This window comes from Actinoalloteichus fjordicus, assembly GCF_001941625.1.
GTDB lineage: Bacteria > Actinomycetota > Actinomycetes > Mycobacteriales > Pseudonocardiaceae > Actinoalloteichus_A > Actinoalloteichus_A fjordicus.
The window spans coordinates 4,569,732-4,584,754 of sequence record NZ_CP016076.1; the positions used below are offsets into that span (position 1 = coordinate 4,569,732).

Genomic DNA, 15,023 nt, shown 5'->3' on the forward strand with positions numbered 1-15,023 from the left:
CGTCGATGTCCGCGACGCAGTTCACGGACGTGATGAGCAGGCTCGCCGCAGGCCTGGCCGTGCTGACCGTGCGCAGCGGGTCCGGGACGCCCTGCGGGCTGCTCGTCTCGTCGTTGGCGTCGTACAGCACCCGTCCGCCGTCGGTGCTGGTGTCGATCGCCCGCAGCTCGCGCTCGTGGCAGTGGCTCGTGGAGGGCGCCCCGTTCGGGACGCACCTGTTGGCCCGGGGGGACGAGGACACGGCACGGGTGTTCGCCGGTCGGAGCGCGGACAAGTTCGCCCGTCTCGACTGGGACTGGGACGACGGCGTCCCCCGGCTGCGACACAGCCCGGTCTACCTGCGCTGCACGGTGGCGGCCCGGTTCGATCACGGGGATCACACCGTGGTCATCGGCGACGTCGGCGGCGGCCGTTGCGCCGAGACGGACCCCCTCGTCTACTACCGCCGAGCCTACGACTGGCGGCTGCGCAGGCCGTGACCTCCGCCCGCGCCGGGCTCGAGGGACGGGGTGCACTCACTGCGGTGCCGATGCACCGGCGCCGATCCATCGACACTGGACGGTGCGGCAGGCAGCGCGCCCCGGTGCAGGCTCGACGGCGGGACGCAGGCGCTGGCGGAGTCGGCCGCGCTCGACTCCCTCGACCACGGTTTTGCACCGTTTGGGGGATGACCGTCGCGTCCGCCCGATGCTTTCCTGGTTGACGATATGGATCTCTGGGGAATCCGATCGCCTTTTCCGACGATTATTCACGACGATCTCGGGATCATCGCCGTTCATTTTCGAGGAGCACTCTCGCTAGATCACATCGAACAGCATCTCGGCTGTTCCATGCCTGGGGACGTGGTACATGTGATTTCATCCGAGGGACGTTATTCGTTACGTGTCAGCGTGCTGGGGCCGCTGGCGGTCAGCATCGACGACAGCGATCTCACTCCGACGGCGACCAAGCAGCGGGTACTGCTGGCCCTGCTTGCCGTGCACGCGAATACATTCGTGTCCACCGATCGCATCGTCGACACGTTATGGGACCACGCGCCGCCGAGGTCGGCCCGTGCTGCGCTGCACGGTTATGTGACGGCGGTCCGCCGCGCGCTGGTGCCCCGGCGAGCCGCCGAGCGGCCGCTGACGAGGTTCAGCGGCGACTCGGTGCTCATCACCCAGCCGTCGGGTTACCTGCTGCGGCTGGCCGCCGAGGAACTGGATCTGCTCGCGTTCCGAGAGCACGCTCGGCTGGGGCGGGCCGCACTCGCCGCCGGAGAGCATGCCCTCGCCGAGCAGCGGTTCGGTGCCGCGCTGCGGTTGTGGACCGGCACGCCGCTGGCGGACCTCCAGCAGACCGGCGTGCTGAACGCCCACGCGGCCCGGCTCGCCGAGGAGCGGGTGCAGCTGACGCACGACTGGGCGGACGCGCTGCTCGGGCAGGGCAAGGGCACGCAGGCGGTATGCCCGCTGGAGGAGCTGTGCACGAGCCATCCGATGCGGGAACGCGGTTATCACCAGCTCATGCTGGCGTTGTGCCAGGCCGATCGACGGGCTGATGCACTCGCGGTCTACTCCCAGGCCTATCGAGTGCTCACCACCGAAGCAGGCATCGAACCGTGTCACCGGCTCCGGGAGACCCACCGGGAGCTGCTCGGCGAGCGATCGGCACCCGCCGCGACGGCCTGGCGGAGCGCAGGCGGGCGCGGCGAGGATCACGACCTGCGACGTCTCCGCCGGACAGCAGGCCTGAGTCCCTCCGGACGGTGGTGAGCGCGACGGCTTGCGGACGGGATCGCAGGGCTCGTCGATGTCGGGGCAACGGTGGTCTTCTCGGTCCGGTGAGAAGCCTGCCGAGGAAGACCTGAGGGCAGCCCTCCGGCGCGCACCGTCCCGGCGGAACAGTGCAGGCCGTCGGTGCCCGGGCTCGTCGATCGCCATGCCTCGGTCGCGCGGTCGTGGGAGCCCACGATCCGACGCTGTCCCCGCGCCGCCTGCGGTCGCCGCATCGCAGGCGAAGGCCGCACAGCCGAGGTCGGCGCCACCGCGCCGTGCGAAACGCCGCAACGGATGGCGGGACTAGCGCACCGCAGATCGCGCGCGGCGGCCGGTCGGCAGCGGCCGTCCCCGCGCCTCGCCCAGTGCGCCGCCGCCCGCACACCGACGAAGGACCCGTCGGATGCCCCGCAATCCGCCGGGTCCACCGCGACCGAGCCGAGCTGTTGTGATCAGCGCGACCTGCTCCCCGTGGCGGCCGGTGGGATACTCGATGGTGACAAGATCACGAAGAGTCTGGGAGGCTCGGGAATGCCCGTTCGCACCGCAAGGACAGCCTGGAACGGAACGCTGGAGAAGGGCGCAGGCCAGGTCGAACTCACCAGCAGCGGAGTCGCCACCTTCGACGTCAGCTTCCCGAAGCGCGCTGCGGAGAAGGCCGAGGGCACCACCAGTCCGGAGGAGCTGATCGCGGCGGCGCACTCGTCCTGCTATGCGATGCAGCTCTCCGCGCTCATCGCGGCGGCAGGCGGCACGCCCCAGTCGTTGGAGGTCAAGGCCGATGTGACGCTGGGTCCTGACCCGGCGGGCGGCTTCCTGATCTCGGGCATCGCGCTCACGGTCCGGGGCGAGGTGGAGGGTCTGGACGCGGCCGGGTTCGAGAAGGCGGCCAACGACGCGAAGGAAGGCTGTCCGGTGAGCAAGGCGCTGACCGGCACGACGATCACCCTCGACGCCGCGCTCGACTAGAGCGACGCGCCTCTTCGGCAGGCCGCCGGTGGACGGCGACGACGGGCCTCGACCCGTCGGGCAGCGCCGTCCACCGGGCAGGGCACGGGCCCTGTCTCAGGTTCGGGCAGGCCGGCATCGCCGGGGAGCCGTCATGCGCGGACTCGCCAGGTGGCTCGGGCGCACCCGACGACTCGGCTCACCGCGACCTGGCACCCGCAGGCGGTTCGGTAGCCAGCGACGAATGAAACCTGTGCTCTCGGACGTGGCGAGCCGGTTCCGACACCCGTGGCGAGCCGGTTCCGACACCGACGGCAGACAGCCGCAGCCGACCGGAAGCCCGGCACCGGGACGGACCTCCGCCCACACCCTCCGGTCCGCAACATCTCAGCCGTCGGCCTGCGGTCCGTCCAGGACTCTTGTAACCCCCTCCTGGACCGCGCCACCCGGTGCGGTGACGCGGTCGTGGCAGGTCCACCGCAGACACCGTGATCCCGCGATCGGCGACGCCACGACCGAGACCGCATCCCGCGCCGTCGGACTCCTCGGCTGAACGATCTCGGCCCGACTCAGTGCGACTCGCGCGCGACCTGATCGCCGCTGGAGCCGATGAGGAAGTCCAGGTCCACTCCGGTGTCGGCCTGCATGACATGGTCGACGTAGAGCCGCTCCCAGCCCCGACGCGGATCGGCGAGGCCTCCGAGCAGCGCCGAGGAGGGCCTGCGACGATCCAGTTCGGCCTGCGGGATGTCCACGTCGAGCGTGCGGGCCTCGACGTCCAGCACGATCGGGTCGCCGGTGCGCACCACCGCCAGCGGACCGCCTGCCGCCGCCTCCGGCGCGACGTGCAGCACCACCGTTCCGTAGGCCGTGCCGCTCATCCGTCCGTCGCACACGCGGACCATGTCGCGGACCCCGCGTTCGAGCAGCTTCCGGGGCAGCGGCATGTTCGCCACCTCGGGCATCCCCGGATAGCCGCGCGGCCCGCAGCCGCGCAGCACGAGCACCGAGTCGGCGTCGACGTCGAGGTCCGGCGAGTCGATCCTGGCGTGCATGTCCTCGATGGAGTCGAACACCACCGCGCGACCCCGATGCCGCAGCAGCTCGGGCGAGGCAGCCGCAGGCTTGATGACCGCCCCGGAGGGGGCGAGATTCCCGGTGAGCACGGCGATCCCGGCGTGCTCCCGGATCGGGGCGGAGCGGGGCCGGATCACCTCGGCGTCCCAGATCTCGGCCTCGTCGAGATCGTCGACGAGCAGCGCTCCGGTGACGGTGCGGGCGGTGGGGTCGAGCAGGTCGCGGACCTCCCGCAGCACCGCTCGCAGGCCGCCCGCCCGGTGCAGGTCCTCCATCAGGAACCGCCCTGCGGGTTGCAGGTCGACCAGCAGCGGCACCCGAGCGCCGATGCGGTCGATGTCTTCGAGGCTCAACGGGACGCCCAACCGGCCCGCGATGGCCAGCAGGTGCACGACGGCGTTCGTCGAACCGCCGATCGCCGACAGCGCGACGATCGCATTGTGGAAGGACGCCCTGGTGAGGAGTCCGCTGGGCCGCCGGTCCCGCCGGACGAGGTCGACGGCCAGCCGCCCCGACTCGTGCGAGGCCTCCAGGAGTCTGCTGTCGGGGGCAGGGGTGCCCGCAAGTCCGGGGATCACCATGCCGAGCGCCTCGGCGAGCAGTCCCATCGTGGACGCCGTGCCCATGGTGTTGCAGTGGCCCCTGCTGCGGATCATCGAGGACTCGGAGCGGGTGAACTGCTCCTGCGAGAGGGTTCCGGCGCGCATCTCCTCGCTGAGCCGCCACACGTCGGTCCCGCAGCCCAACGGCGTGCCCCGGAAGGTGCCGGTGAGCATCGGCCCGCCGGGGATCACCAGGGCGGGCAGGTCCACTGACGCGGCGGCCATGAGCAGCGCGGGAATGGTCTTGTCGCAGCCGCCGAGGAGCACCACGCCGTCGATCGGGTTGCCGCGCAGCATCTCCTCGGTCGCCATCGCGGCCATGTTGCGCCAGAGCATGGCGGTAGGCCGGACCAGCGTCTCCCCCAGCGAGACCACCGGCATGTTGACCGGGATGCCGCCCGCCTCGAACACCCCCTGCTTCACGCTCGCCGCCACCTCGTCGAAGTGGGAGTTGCACGGCGTCAGGTCGGATGCGGTGTTGGCGATCGCGATGTGCGGGCGGCCGTCGAAGGCGTGCCGGGGAAGGCCGCGTCGCATCCACGCCCGGTGGATGTAGGCGTTCCGGTCTTCTCCGGCGTACCACTGCGAGCTGCGCTGCTCTGCCATGGACGTTCCTCCCTCTCGGGGCGGTCTCCTCTTCGGAACATAGCGCAAGAAACGCGCGGAGCCGAGGGGGTCAGTCGTCCTGCGGGGCCTCCGGATTCCGCGCCGCGGTCGACCGTTCGCCCCGTGTCGACGCGGGCTCGGCCCGCCCCCGCAGCGCAGGTCCTCCTCGGACGCCGGCCGCGCCGGATCGGCCCTGCCGATCGCATCGTCGGGCACCGTCCGCCGCCGGGCGGGAACACCGGCAGGGGCCGGACCGCTCGGGTGTGCGGGGCCTCGGCTGCCGCCACACCCCGCACACCCGACGGCTTCAGTCCTGGAGGAAGGCGAGCAGTTCCCGATTGACGTCCTCGGCGTGGGTCCAGAGCATCCCGTGCGGGGCGCCCTCGATCTCCACATAGCGCGCCTGCGGAAGAGCGGCGTGGAACGGACGGCCCGCCGCGTCGATCGGAAGGATCCGGTCCTTCGTGCCGTGGAGGATCAGGGTGGGGACGGTGATCCGGGGAATGTCGTGGCGGAAGTCGGTCGGCCAGGTCAGCGGGGCGGCCGATGCCGCGAACCAGCCGCCCGAGGCGGCCACGGCGTGATCGTGCCGCACGGTCTCCTCGCTGATGCGGGACCCGAGGTTCTCGTCGAGGTTGTAGAAGTCCTGAAAGAAGCTCGTGTAGTAGGCATAGCGATCGGCGGCGACCTGTCGGGAGACGTCCTCGAAGAACTCCAGCGGCGCGGCGCCGTCGGGATTGTCGTCGGTCTTGAGCAGATACGGCTCCAGCGAGGCGATGAAGGCCGCCTTCGACACCCGATCCGACCCGTAGGTGGCGATGTACCTGGCGACCTCGCCGGTACCCATCGAGAAGCCGACCAGCGCGGCCGCCGTCAGGTTCAGCCGCTCCAGCAGCACGTTCAGGTCAGCCGCGAAGGTGTCATAGTCGTAGCCGGTCGTCGGCTGGCTGGACTGCCCGAAGCCACGCCGGTCGTAGGTGATGACGCGGAAGCCCGCCGCCAGCAGCACCGCGGCCTGTCGCTCCCAGGAGTGGCCGTCCAACGGGAAGCCGTGAATCAGCACGACCGGACTGCCGCTGCCGTGATCCTCGTAGTACAGCTCGATGTCGGTCTCGTTCTCTCGGCCGACGGTGAGACGGGGCATGGACACACCTTCCTCTGTGACGCGGACGTGCTGGCGGACCGAGACCGGGCCACTCGCTGACGAAGATCCGGTCGGGACCCTCAATGTGGCAGGCGGTCCGCCGCCGCGCAGCGTGAGACGATCTCGGGTCGCCGGGTCGGGGGAGGTCGCTCCGGCCCTCCTCGGCGCGGGACCTCGCTCCGCCGTTCGGCGCCGTGGCCGCGCCGCGCCGCATCGCGCCGCCCGCCGAGCGGATGCCGGACTTGGCAGGCAACCGACCGGCGCGGCGGACGTCTTCTGACCGGGCCCCGCGGATCAGCGGGCGGCCCCGCCTGCGCGGGCAGCGACCGTCCAGTTCGAACCGCGCTCCGAGGCCTGCACGGTCCTCGGGACCGATCGGACCGTGTCCGGGCCTGTGGCGCAGGCAGGATGACGATCAGACACAGTGGATGGAGCTTCGGCTCTTGCGATCAGACCGCCTGTCCACCGAGCAGAAGGATGTGCCGTAGTGGTCCGTCGTTCCCGGCCCCTGACCCGTCGGACCGTCCTCGGCGCCGCAGCGTCGTCGCTGGTGATCCTGGGGGTAGGCGCCTGCTCGTCTGCCGGACAGCAGGCGACGTCCTCGCCGAGTTCGGCGGCTCCGCAGCCATCGCCGAGCCCGCCCCCCACGCCGGTCGTCCTGGAGCCCGCCGAGCTGGCCGATCTGGAGAGCCGGTTCGGGGTTCGGCTGGGCGTCTACGCCCACGACACCGGCAGCGGCACCGTGGTGGCCCACCGCGCCGACGAGCGCTTCCCGATGTGCTCCACCTTCAAGGCCCTGTTGGGGGCGGCGATCCTCCACGAGAGCAGCACCGTGGAGTTGGACCGGCACTTCACCTGGTCCGAGGCCGACCTGCTCTATCACTCGCCGATCACCGAGGGGAACGTGGCCTCGGGGATGTCGGCGGAGCAGTTGTGTGACGCCGCGATCCGCTACAGCGACAACACCGCCGCGAACCTGCTGCTCACCGAGATCGGCGGTCCGGCGGGCTTCACCGCCTTCGTCCGCACGCTCGGCGACGACGTCACCCGGCTCGACCGGATCGAGCCGGACCTCAGCACCGGCGAACCGGGCGACGAACGCGACACGACGACGCCCGCCGCCTTCGCCGGGGACCTGCGGTCGCTGGTGCTCGGCGACGCACTCGCGTCGGAGCGGCGGGTGATGCTGACGGACTGGCTGGTCGGCAACACCACGGGCGAGGGCCGCATCCGAGCAGGCACGCCCGAGGGATGGCGGTTGGGCAACAAGACCGGCAGCGGCGGCTACGGCACCGTCAACGACACCGCCGTGCTGTGGCCGCCGGATCGGGAGCCGATCCTGCTCACCGTCTACACCACGATGGGCGTGCGCTACGCCGAGTACGACGAGGCGGTGATCGCCGAGGCGTCGTCGATCGCGTTGGCGGCGCTGACCGCGCACGCCTGACACCGCACGACGCGGCGGGCAGGCGCGCCGTCGGCGGTGTGGAGGCGGGCAGGCCCGGTGAGCCGGGGCAACCCCGTTCTCACCGGGCGTGGCGCCTCGGTCGAAGCGCGGACTTCGCCGCAGGCTCCGGCCGTCCGGGGCCCTCGACGTCGTGGGCCGCCGACGCGCTGCTCCGCAGGCGATGCGGGCATCCGCCCTCATCGCGGGGCTTCCGCTCCGCGACCGGCCGTGCGGCCCGTCGTCCTCCGCAGGCCCGACACGGCATGTCGCAGGCCTGCCGGTCTCCTCATCGCCGGAGATCCCGCTGGTACTCCTCGACGATCACCGTCCCGGTCGAGTCACCGACCGGGGACGTGGCCGCTCCCGCCTCGCAGGTGCTCGCGAGCATCATGATCAGGAACAATCCGACGAGCACGCCGACACAGCCCCCGCCGCCGCCCTTCGACGCGCTCGGCGGGGCCGACTCCTTCCAGCCGCCGGGCAGGATTCCCGCGTGTCGGCTGAGGTAGTGCTGCAGATGCTGCTCCTCACCCTGGGACTCGGTGAGCCAGGCAGTACGGTGATCACACTCGCCACAGTGGTATCGGTAGCCCGCCATGTCGGTCTCCCCCTGTTCAGCGTTGCGTGACCAGCTCGACGAAATGGTCGAGGTCGGCTTGGAGGCAGGGCTCTTGGGCGTGCTTGCCGGTGCAGCCCGGCGCCCAGTCGGCGCCGTCCCCGTAGTCGACGAAGTCGAAGGGGATGCCCGCGGCCGTCAGCTCTGCTGCGGCGAGCAGGTTGGTCTCCCTGGCCCGGTGCTCGATGAGGGCCTGCACCGGGTTGTCGAGGAGGTTGCCGCCGTTCCCGACGTACATGGCGACGCCCATCCCGCGCAGCGCGGCCACGTCGTGGGCCGGGCTCTCCGCGTTCCACATCGCGTCGTACGGCCAGAACGGTGCTCCGAAGATCGCGTCGCCGCCTGCCGTCGGCAGGCCCCCCACCTGGGTGACCAGACTGCCCACGACGACAGCCCGCTGCTCCGCGCTGCGCAGATCCAGACCGCCGGACATGCTGCCGACGTAGGAGAAGAGATCCGGACGGCGCTGGGCGTAGCGGAAGGCGCCGAAGCCGCCCATCGAGTGGCCGATGACGGAGCGTCCCTCCCGCGTGGGGATGGTCCGCAGGTTGGCGTCGATGAACGGGATCACGCCATCGAGGTGGAAGTCCGCCCAGTTCTGCGGTCCGAGGGAGCCCGGGTTCAGCCAGTTCGTGTACCAGCCGCGTCCGCTGCCGTTGGGATGGACCACGATGAGATCGGTGTCCTGCGTGGACTGTTCCGCGATGCGGAGGTTCGTCACGGTGTCGGGCCGGTCGACGCCCCCGTGCAGCGAGTACAGCACCGGATGGCGCGTGGTGCTCGTCGCCTCGTAGTCCTCGGGCAGCGTCACCATGATCACGTGCGTGCCCGGTTCCTGCTCTGCCAGCAGGGTGGGCGTCGGCACCTGTTCGGCCGCGACGGAGAAGCGGAAGGTGCGTCCCGCGTCGCCGACCCACTCGGGCTGGCTGACGACGGTCAGGCCGAATCCGTCCGCGAACTGCGGCGGTGTCGTCGCCGGTGCGGCCGTCGCCGCCGGTGCCGGTGCCGGTGCCGCCGTCTCCGGTGCCGCCGTGTCGGGCACCGTCGTGTCGGGCACCGTCGTGTCCGGCACCGTGGTCTCGGCGACCGCCACCGAGGCGGCGGTGATGACGAGGCAGGCCGTCACACTGGAGATCAGGACCGACCGGCGTCCTTTCAGGTGAGCGTTCATAATTTCTCCTCAGGTGAGTCGATCTACCTGAAAGGGTGTGTTCCGACTGGTCAGCGGACCAGACCATCCACCGGTCATCGATGACCGGTCATCGAGTGACCGGTCGCGGCCCGCACCGATCCGGTGCCTCGACAGAAGGGGAGACGGCTAGGTGGTGCACGAGTTCGGCGCGCTGTTACGCAGGCTGCGTGCACAGACGGCGATCACGCAGGAAGACCTGGCGGAGCGGTCCGGCGTCAGCGTGAGCACGATTCGCCGGTTGGAGAACGGCAGGGCCGGTGATCCTCGAGTCGGCACGGTCCGGCTGCTCGCCGACGCCTTGGACGTCACCGGTCCCCAGCGCCGCAGCCTGCTGGCGGTGGCAGACCACGGCGGTGTCGAGCCGCCCCAGGACGAGCCGCTGCGCGACGAGCCTGAACCGCAGGAGACGTCGGCATCGGCGAGTCTCGCGCAGGCGGACCACCCGCCGCCCGGCTCGGCCCCGACGACGCTGCGGTCCCCGACTCCGCCGACTGGTGCCGACCTGCCTGCTGCGCTCCCGGACCGGTCGCCACCCACCCGGCCGCGGGGCCGGTCGACGCTTCGGGCGAACCTCGACGACGCCGCAGACCGGCTCGCCCACCACGTCCACAGCCGATGGCAGCGAGAAGAGGAACTGCGCGTCGACGACCCGGGGCCACTGCCCATCCGGTGGCGCCCGGTGGCGGCGTCCGCCGAGGACCCGCTCGATCCCGAGCCGCGTCCCGGTCCGATCACGCCGGAGACGGACCTCATCGACGACCTGAGCACCTTCGCGGAGATCTTCCGTCGTGAGCCGCCCGGCAGACTCGTGGTGCTGGGACGCGCGGGATCGGGGAAGACGATCCTCTCCATTCGTTTCGTCCTGGACCGCCTGCGCGACACGACGAACACCGGTCCGGTTCCGGTGATCTTCAGTCTGGGGTCCTGGGACCCGACGACGAGCACGCTGCGAGACTGGATGAGCGAGCAGCTGCTCCGCGACGACCCAGGTCTGAGCGCCGACTCGGGTGCAGGCTCGACCCTGGCCGCCGCGCTGGTCGAAGCAGGCCGCATCCTGCCGGTGCTCGACGGATTCGACGAGATCACGGAGGGGATGCACAGCATCGCGATGGCGGCGTTGCGCAGCACGAAGCTGCCGATGCTGGTGACCAGTCGTCCGGAGGCGTACCACCAGGCCGTCGCGGCCGACGGCGCGCTCAGCCCGGTGGTCGTCCGGCTCGCCGATCTCGCCACCAGCGACTTCGTCGACTATCTCCAGCACAGTCACCGGCCTGCGCGGGTCGCCGCCGCCTGGGAGCCCGTCCTCACCGCACTGCGGAGCCGCCCGCAGGATGCGGAATGCGCGAACCTGGCCGCAGCGCTGAACACGCCGCTCATGGCCGACCTCGCCCGCCGGGTCTACGACGGCTCTCCCGGCCGGGACCCCGGTCTCCTTCTGGACGTCACCCGCTTCCCGACCTCGGAGGACATCGAGGAGGATCTGGTCAGCGGCCTGGTTCCCGTCGTCTACGGCCCGAAACCGGGGGTGAGGCGGAACCCGAACTGGACCACCGCTCGGGTCCAGCGCTGGTTCGGTCACCTCGCCTGCCATCTCGATCGGCTCGCCACGCCCGACCTGGCCTGGTGGCGGCTCGCCGATGCGTTGAGCCCCTCCACCCGGATCCTCGGCGTCGTCGTGGCGACGACGCTCGTCGCGGGGGCGCTCGAGTTCCTCCTCGTCCTGAGTCTCACGCTGATCTTCAGCGACCGAGGCCTCTGGCAGTCGATTCTCGTGAGTCTGCTGGACGCGGCGCTCCTCGGACCGCTGGTCGGACTCGGCGCAGGCATCATCTACGGCCTTCTGGTCGTGCTGCTCGGCAACCCCGTCGGGCCGTCGCGAGTCCGCATGCGACTGTCCGGCCACACCTGGGCAGGCCTGGCCCGTGCACTGCCCGTCGTCGTCCCCCGGGTCGGCAACGGACTGCTCGGCGGCTTCATCATCGGACTCGGATTCGGACCCGTCGGCACGCTGGGTCGCGGACTCGTCAGCGGACTCCCGCCGACGACCGAGCAGGTGATCAGCATGACGCTGATCAACTCGTTGCTGTACGCGATCATCTTCGGCGTGGCGGTGGGGGCGGTACTCGGGGTGATGGCGGCGTTGGAGACGCCGCTCGACCTCGCCACCGTGACCGGTCCGGCCAGCATGCTCGCGAGCAATCGCCGGATCGCCCTCCGCCAGGCGCTGATCGTCACGCCGTTGCTGACGCTGGCGATCGGGTCCGTCGGCGCGGCGATGGCCGGACTGTTCGAATCGTCGCTGGGCCCGCTCAAGTGGGGCATGGACAGCATTCTCATCACCGGAGGCGGCGGCGGGGTCATGGGCGCGGCCTGTTACTGCCTCGGCTTCACGGCATGGGGCCAGTGGCTGGCGCTCACCCGCATCTGGCTGCCGCTGACCGGTCGAGTGCCCTGGCCCGTCATGACCTTCCTCGCCGACGCTCACCGACGGGGGATACTGCGTCGCACGGGCGTCGTCTATCAGTTCCGCCATGCTCGGTTTCATCGTCACTTCGCTCGCATGCACGCGCAGCGGACCGGCGAGCGGGTGGCAGCGGACGTCGGATCAGGCTGACGCGTCAGCCGGGTGGCGTCCTCCGCAGGCCGCGTGCGGTGGACCCGACCCGGGCGCCGGGCCAGACTGTGCGGGTGACGATCTGGATCTGTGCGACCTGCGGGGTCGAGCACCCCGACACCGACGCGCCGCAGGCGGCGGACTGCCTCATCTGCGAGGACGAGCGACAGTGGGTGCCCGAGAGCGGGCAGTCCTGGACCACGCAGGCCGAACTGGCCGCCCAGGACCATCGGCTGGTGCACGAGGAGCTGGAGCGCGGCCTGCACCGGATCAACCGGGAACCGGGCCTCGGCATCGGACAGCGGACCTACCTCGTGCAGACCCCGCAGGGCAACCTGATGTGGGACCCGCCGAACCACCTCGACCTGCCGACCGTGGAAAAGGTAGCGGCGCTCGGCGGGATCGCGGTGATCGTCGCGAGCCATCCGCACATGTTCGGCTCGCAGGTGAGCTGGAGCGAGCAGTTCGACGACGCGCCGATCCTCGTGCACTCGGCCGACCGGAGCTGGGTGCAGCGCGAGTCGCCGGTGATCCGCGAATGGAGCGGCACCGAGGAGATCCTCCCCGGCGTGACGCTGGTGACGGCGGGCGGGCACTTCCCCGGCTCGGCCGTCGCGCACGTCGCGCACGGCGCCGAGGGGCGCGGCACGCTGCTGGTCGGTGACACGATCATGCCGGTGCTCGATTCGGGCTGGGTGACCTTCGAACGCAGTTATCCGAACCGCATTCCGCTCTCCCCCATGCTGGTCCGGCGCATCGTCGACCGCCTGGAGCCCTATCCCTTCGAGCGGCTCTACGCGCTGACCGGCGGCCGGGTCGCCGCCGACGCCAAGAACGCGGTGCACCGATCGGCGCAGCGCTACATCGACTGGGTCACCGGAAAGTACGACGACCTCGGCTGACGCCCGCCCGCGGGTCGAACACCCGATCACGACACCGCAGCACCGGCCGCAGGCATCGGGCCGAGACGGCGACCGCGTCTCGGCCCGGCAGGCCCGTCGACCGGCAGGGCGGCCGACGGCAGCCGTGGCCGTCCCCCGATCTGACCACCGCCAAAGCCTTCGGAGAACGACAGACGGCCCTCCCGGACAACCGTGAAGAGCCCCCTGCCCGGCACTGCGGCTCCGTCCCCCCGAACACCTGGTCGCCTCGTCGGCGACACCCGACCTCGCTACGACTCGACCGCTCGCAGCCCGACCACGCCGATCACGATCAGCCCGAGGAAGGCCAGCCGCTGGGGCGTGACCGACTCGCCGAGGAACAGCATCCCGGTGCCGGCCACGCCGACCGCGCCGATCCCGACCCAGACCGCGTAGGCAGTGCCCACGGGTAACTGACGCAGTGCGACGGTGAGCAGGGCGAAGCTCGCCATCGCGACCGTGCTGCCCAGGACGCTGGGCCACAGCCTGCTGAAACCCTCCGCCTGCTTCAACGCCAGCGCCCAGACGATCTCCAACAGCGCCGCGACGAACAGGATCGCCCAGGCGGCCGCCTGCGGGCTCACGCCGACGCCCCGCCGTCGACCGTGATCGCGGTGCCCGTGATGTGTCTGCCGCCCGGGCCCGCCAGGTGGGACACCGTCGCGGCGATGTCCGAGGGGTCGTTGTAGCGACCCAGTGCGATGGCCGCCCGCTCGCCGTCAGCGTGGGGTCCGTCGGCGGGATTCATCTCGGTGTCGGTGGAGCCTGGGCTGACCACCACCGCCGTGATGCCCCGCTCCCCCAGGTCGCGGGCGAGTCCTCTGGTGAGGCCCAGCACGGCGGCCTTGCTCGCCGCATAGAGGCTGAGGCCCGGCGACGGGACGCGCTCGGCGAGGTTGCTGCCGATGGTGATGATCCGCCCGCCTGCGGTCATGTGTCGCGCCGCCGCCTGCGCGGCCACCAGGACGGCCCGGACGTGGATCGCCAACGTCTGGTCGATCTCCTCGACGGTCACCTCGTCCAGCGGCGCCATCGGGAAGATCCCGGCGTTGTTCACCAGGATGTCGAGCCTGCCCAGCTCGGCCACCGTGCGCTCGACGGCGGCGACGACCGCCTCGGCATCCGCACTGTCCGCCTGAACCGCCAGTCCTCGCCGCCCCGCCGCCGTGATCCGCCGCACCGTCTCGGCAGCCTGCTCCGAGGCGCGCGCGTAGGTCACGGCGACGTCGATCCCGTCTGCGGCCAGCTGCTCGGCGATGGCGGCACCGATGCCTCGGCTGCCCCCGGTCACCAGGGCGACCCTTGTCGTCGACATGACGAGCCTCCATTTCTGTGTCAATTGGCACAGAATTAGAGCATCGGTAGCATTCGAGGGTCAAGGTTTTCTGCATCAATCAACACAGAAAGGGGCGACATGCCGGCGCGCGGAAGGCCGAGGAGCTTCGACCGGGAGGCGGCACTGGCCGCCGCGATGCGGACCTTCTGGGAGCGGGGCTATCAGGCGACGTCGATGACGGACCTCACCGCCGCGATGAAGATCGGCTCCCCCAGCCTGTACGCGGCCTTCGGCTCCAAGGAGGCGCTGTTCCGCGAGGCGGTCGACCTCTACGACCGCACGCTGGGCGCAGCGGCGGGCGAGATCCTGCACGGCGCCTCGTCCGCACGCGAGGGGGTCGACGGGCTGCTGCGGTCCAACGCGATCGCCTACGGCGACCCCGCGACACCGCCGGGCTGCCTGGTGGTCCTGTCCGCGATCAACTGCACCGCCGAGAGCGCGGGCGCCGCCGCCGTCGCGACCGAGCGCAGGCACGCGGATCAGGCCGATCTCCAGGCCCGCGTGGAACGCGGCGTGCGCGACGGCGACGTCCCGGCAGGCGCCGACACCGCCGCGATCGCGATGTTCTACCACACCGTCCTATATGGACTGTCGATTCAGGCCAGGGACGGGGCGACGACCCGAGAGATGCTCACCGTGGTCGACTCGGCGATGGCGGCCTGGGATTCGCTGGTCCTCGTCGCCCCGCCGGAGCCTGCGTCGTCGCAGGGCTGAGCCGCCGGGGCACCGCCGAATCCGATGCCCGGGCGGCACCGCCTTCGACG

At 71.1% G+C, this 15,023-nt stretch carries 13 protein-coding genes; 7 read left to right on the plus strand and 6 right to left on the minus strand.

Features of this window, described 5'->3' with window-relative positions; translation table 11 throughout:
• Nucleotides 1–5 precede the first annotated feature (5 nt).
• The 3 genes from UA74_RS19410 (at nucleotide 6) to UA74_RS19420 (ending at nucleotide 2,726) form a co-directional block, all read left to right on the plus strand.
• Nucleotides 6–479, plus strand: a complete 474-nt coding sequence (locus UA74_RS19410) for a flavin reductase family protein (protein ID WP_157434307.1) — start codon at nucleotides 6–8, stop codon at nucleotides 477–479.
• Nucleotides 480–890: 411 nt separating this feature from the next.
• Nucleotides 891–1,754 carry an AfsR/SARP family transcriptional regulator gene (locus tag UA74_RS19415; RefSeq protein WP_075741536.1) on the plus strand — a complete coding sequence of 288 codons (864 nt, stop codon included), beginning with the start codon at nucleotides 891–893 and terminating at the stop codon, nucleotides 1,752–1,754.
• A gap of 534 nt (nucleotides 1,755–2,288) precedes the next feature.
• On the plus strand, nucleotides 2,289–2,726 hold the full coding sequence (locus UA74_RS19420; RefSeq protein WP_075741537.1) for an OsmC family peroxiredoxin: 438 nt from the start codon (nucleotides 2,289–2,291) through the stop codon (nucleotides 2,724–2,726).
• 548 nt (nucleotides 2,727–3,274) lie between these two features.
• On the opposite strand, the gene UA74_RS19425 is transcribed toward UA74_RS19420, so the two are convergent.
• Together UA74_RS19425 and UA74_RS19430 are read right to left on the minus strand one after the other, a co-directional pair.
• Nucleotides 3,275–4,990, minus strand: a complete 1,716-nt coding sequence (locus UA74_RS19425; RefSeq protein ID WP_075741538.1) for an IlvD/Edd family dehydratase — start codon at nucleotides 4,988–4,990, stop codon at nucleotides 3,275–3,277.
• Between the two features lie 307 nt (nucleotides 4,991–5,297).
• Nucleotides 5,298–6,134, minus strand: a complete 837-nt coding sequence (locus tag UA74_RS19430) for an alpha/beta fold hydrolase (RefSeq protein ID WP_075741539.1) — start codon at nucleotides 6,132–6,134, stop codon at nucleotides 5,298–5,300.
• A 487-nt stretch (nucleotides 6,135–6,621) separates the two neighbouring features.
• Between UA74_RS19430 and bla the strand changes: the two genes are divergently transcribed.
• Complete coding sequence (bla, locus tag UA74_RS19435) at nucleotides 6,622–7,581, plus strand: class A beta-lactamase (RefSeq protein WP_075741540.1); 960 nt, start codon at nucleotides 6,622–6,624, stop codon at nucleotides 7,579–7,581.
• 286 nt (nucleotides 7,582–7,867) lie between these two features.
• On the opposite strand, the gene UA74_RS19440 is transcribed toward bla, so the two are convergent.
• Nucleotides 7,868–8,179 carry a hypothetical protein gene (locus UA74_RS19440; RefSeq protein ID WP_075741541.1) on the minus strand — a complete coding sequence of 104 codons (312 nt, stop codon included), beginning with the start codon at nucleotides 8,177–8,179 and terminating at the stop codon, nucleotides 7,868–7,870.
• A 16-nt stretch (nucleotides 8,180–8,195) separates the two neighbouring features.
• Complete coding sequence (locus tag UA74_RS19445) at nucleotides 8,196–9,368, minus strand: alpha/beta hydrolase (RefSeq protein WP_083683361.1); 1,173 nt, start codon at nucleotides 9,366–9,368, stop codon at nucleotides 8,196–8,198.
• A gap of 151 nt (nucleotides 9,369–9,519) precedes the next feature.
• On the opposite strand from UA74_RS19445, the gene UA74_RS33015 reads away from it, so the two are divergent.
• Nucleotides 9,520–12,003 carry a helix-turn-helix domain-containing protein gene (locus UA74_RS33015; protein WP_075741542.1) on the plus strand — a complete coding sequence of 828 codons (2,484 nt, stop codon included), beginning with the start codon at nucleotides 9,520–9,522 and terminating at the stop codon, nucleotides 12,001–12,003.
• Between the two features lie 74 nt (nucleotides 12,004–12,077).
• Nucleotides 12,078–12,905 (plus strand): MBL fold metallo-hydrolase, encoded by an 828-nt coding sequence (locus UA74_RS19455; protein WP_075741543.1) that lies wholly within the window; start codon nucleotides 12,078–12,080, stop codon nucleotides 12,903–12,905.
• A 269-nt stretch (nucleotides 12,906–13,174) separates the two neighbouring features.
• Here UA74_RS19455 and UA74_RS19460 read toward each other — a convergent pair whose 3' ends face one another.
• Nucleotides 13,175–13,507 (minus strand): DMT family transporter, encoded by a 333-nt coding sequence (locus UA74_RS19460; protein ID WP_075741544.1) that lies wholly within the window; start codon nucleotides 13,505–13,507, stop codon nucleotides 13,175–13,177.
• Nucleotides 13,504–14,238: an SDR family NAD(P)-dependent oxidoreductase gene (locus UA74_RS19465; protein WP_075765078.1), complete on the minus strand. Its 735-nt coding sequence runs from the start codon at nucleotides 14,236–14,238 to the stop codon at nucleotides 13,504–13,506. Before UA74_RS19465 ends, UA74_RS19460 begins: the two co-directional genes overlap by 4 nt.
• A gap of 99 nt (nucleotides 14,239–14,337) precedes the next feature.
• Here UA74_RS19465 and UA74_RS19470 point away from each other — a divergent pair, with 99 nt between their 5' ends.
• On the plus strand, nucleotides 14,338–14,973 hold the full coding sequence (locus UA74_RS19470; protein WP_075741546.1) for a TetR/AcrR family transcriptional regulator: 636 nt from the start codon (nucleotides 14,338–14,340) through the stop codon (nucleotides 14,971–14,973).
• Nucleotides 14,974–15,023 lie beyond the last annotated feature (50 nt).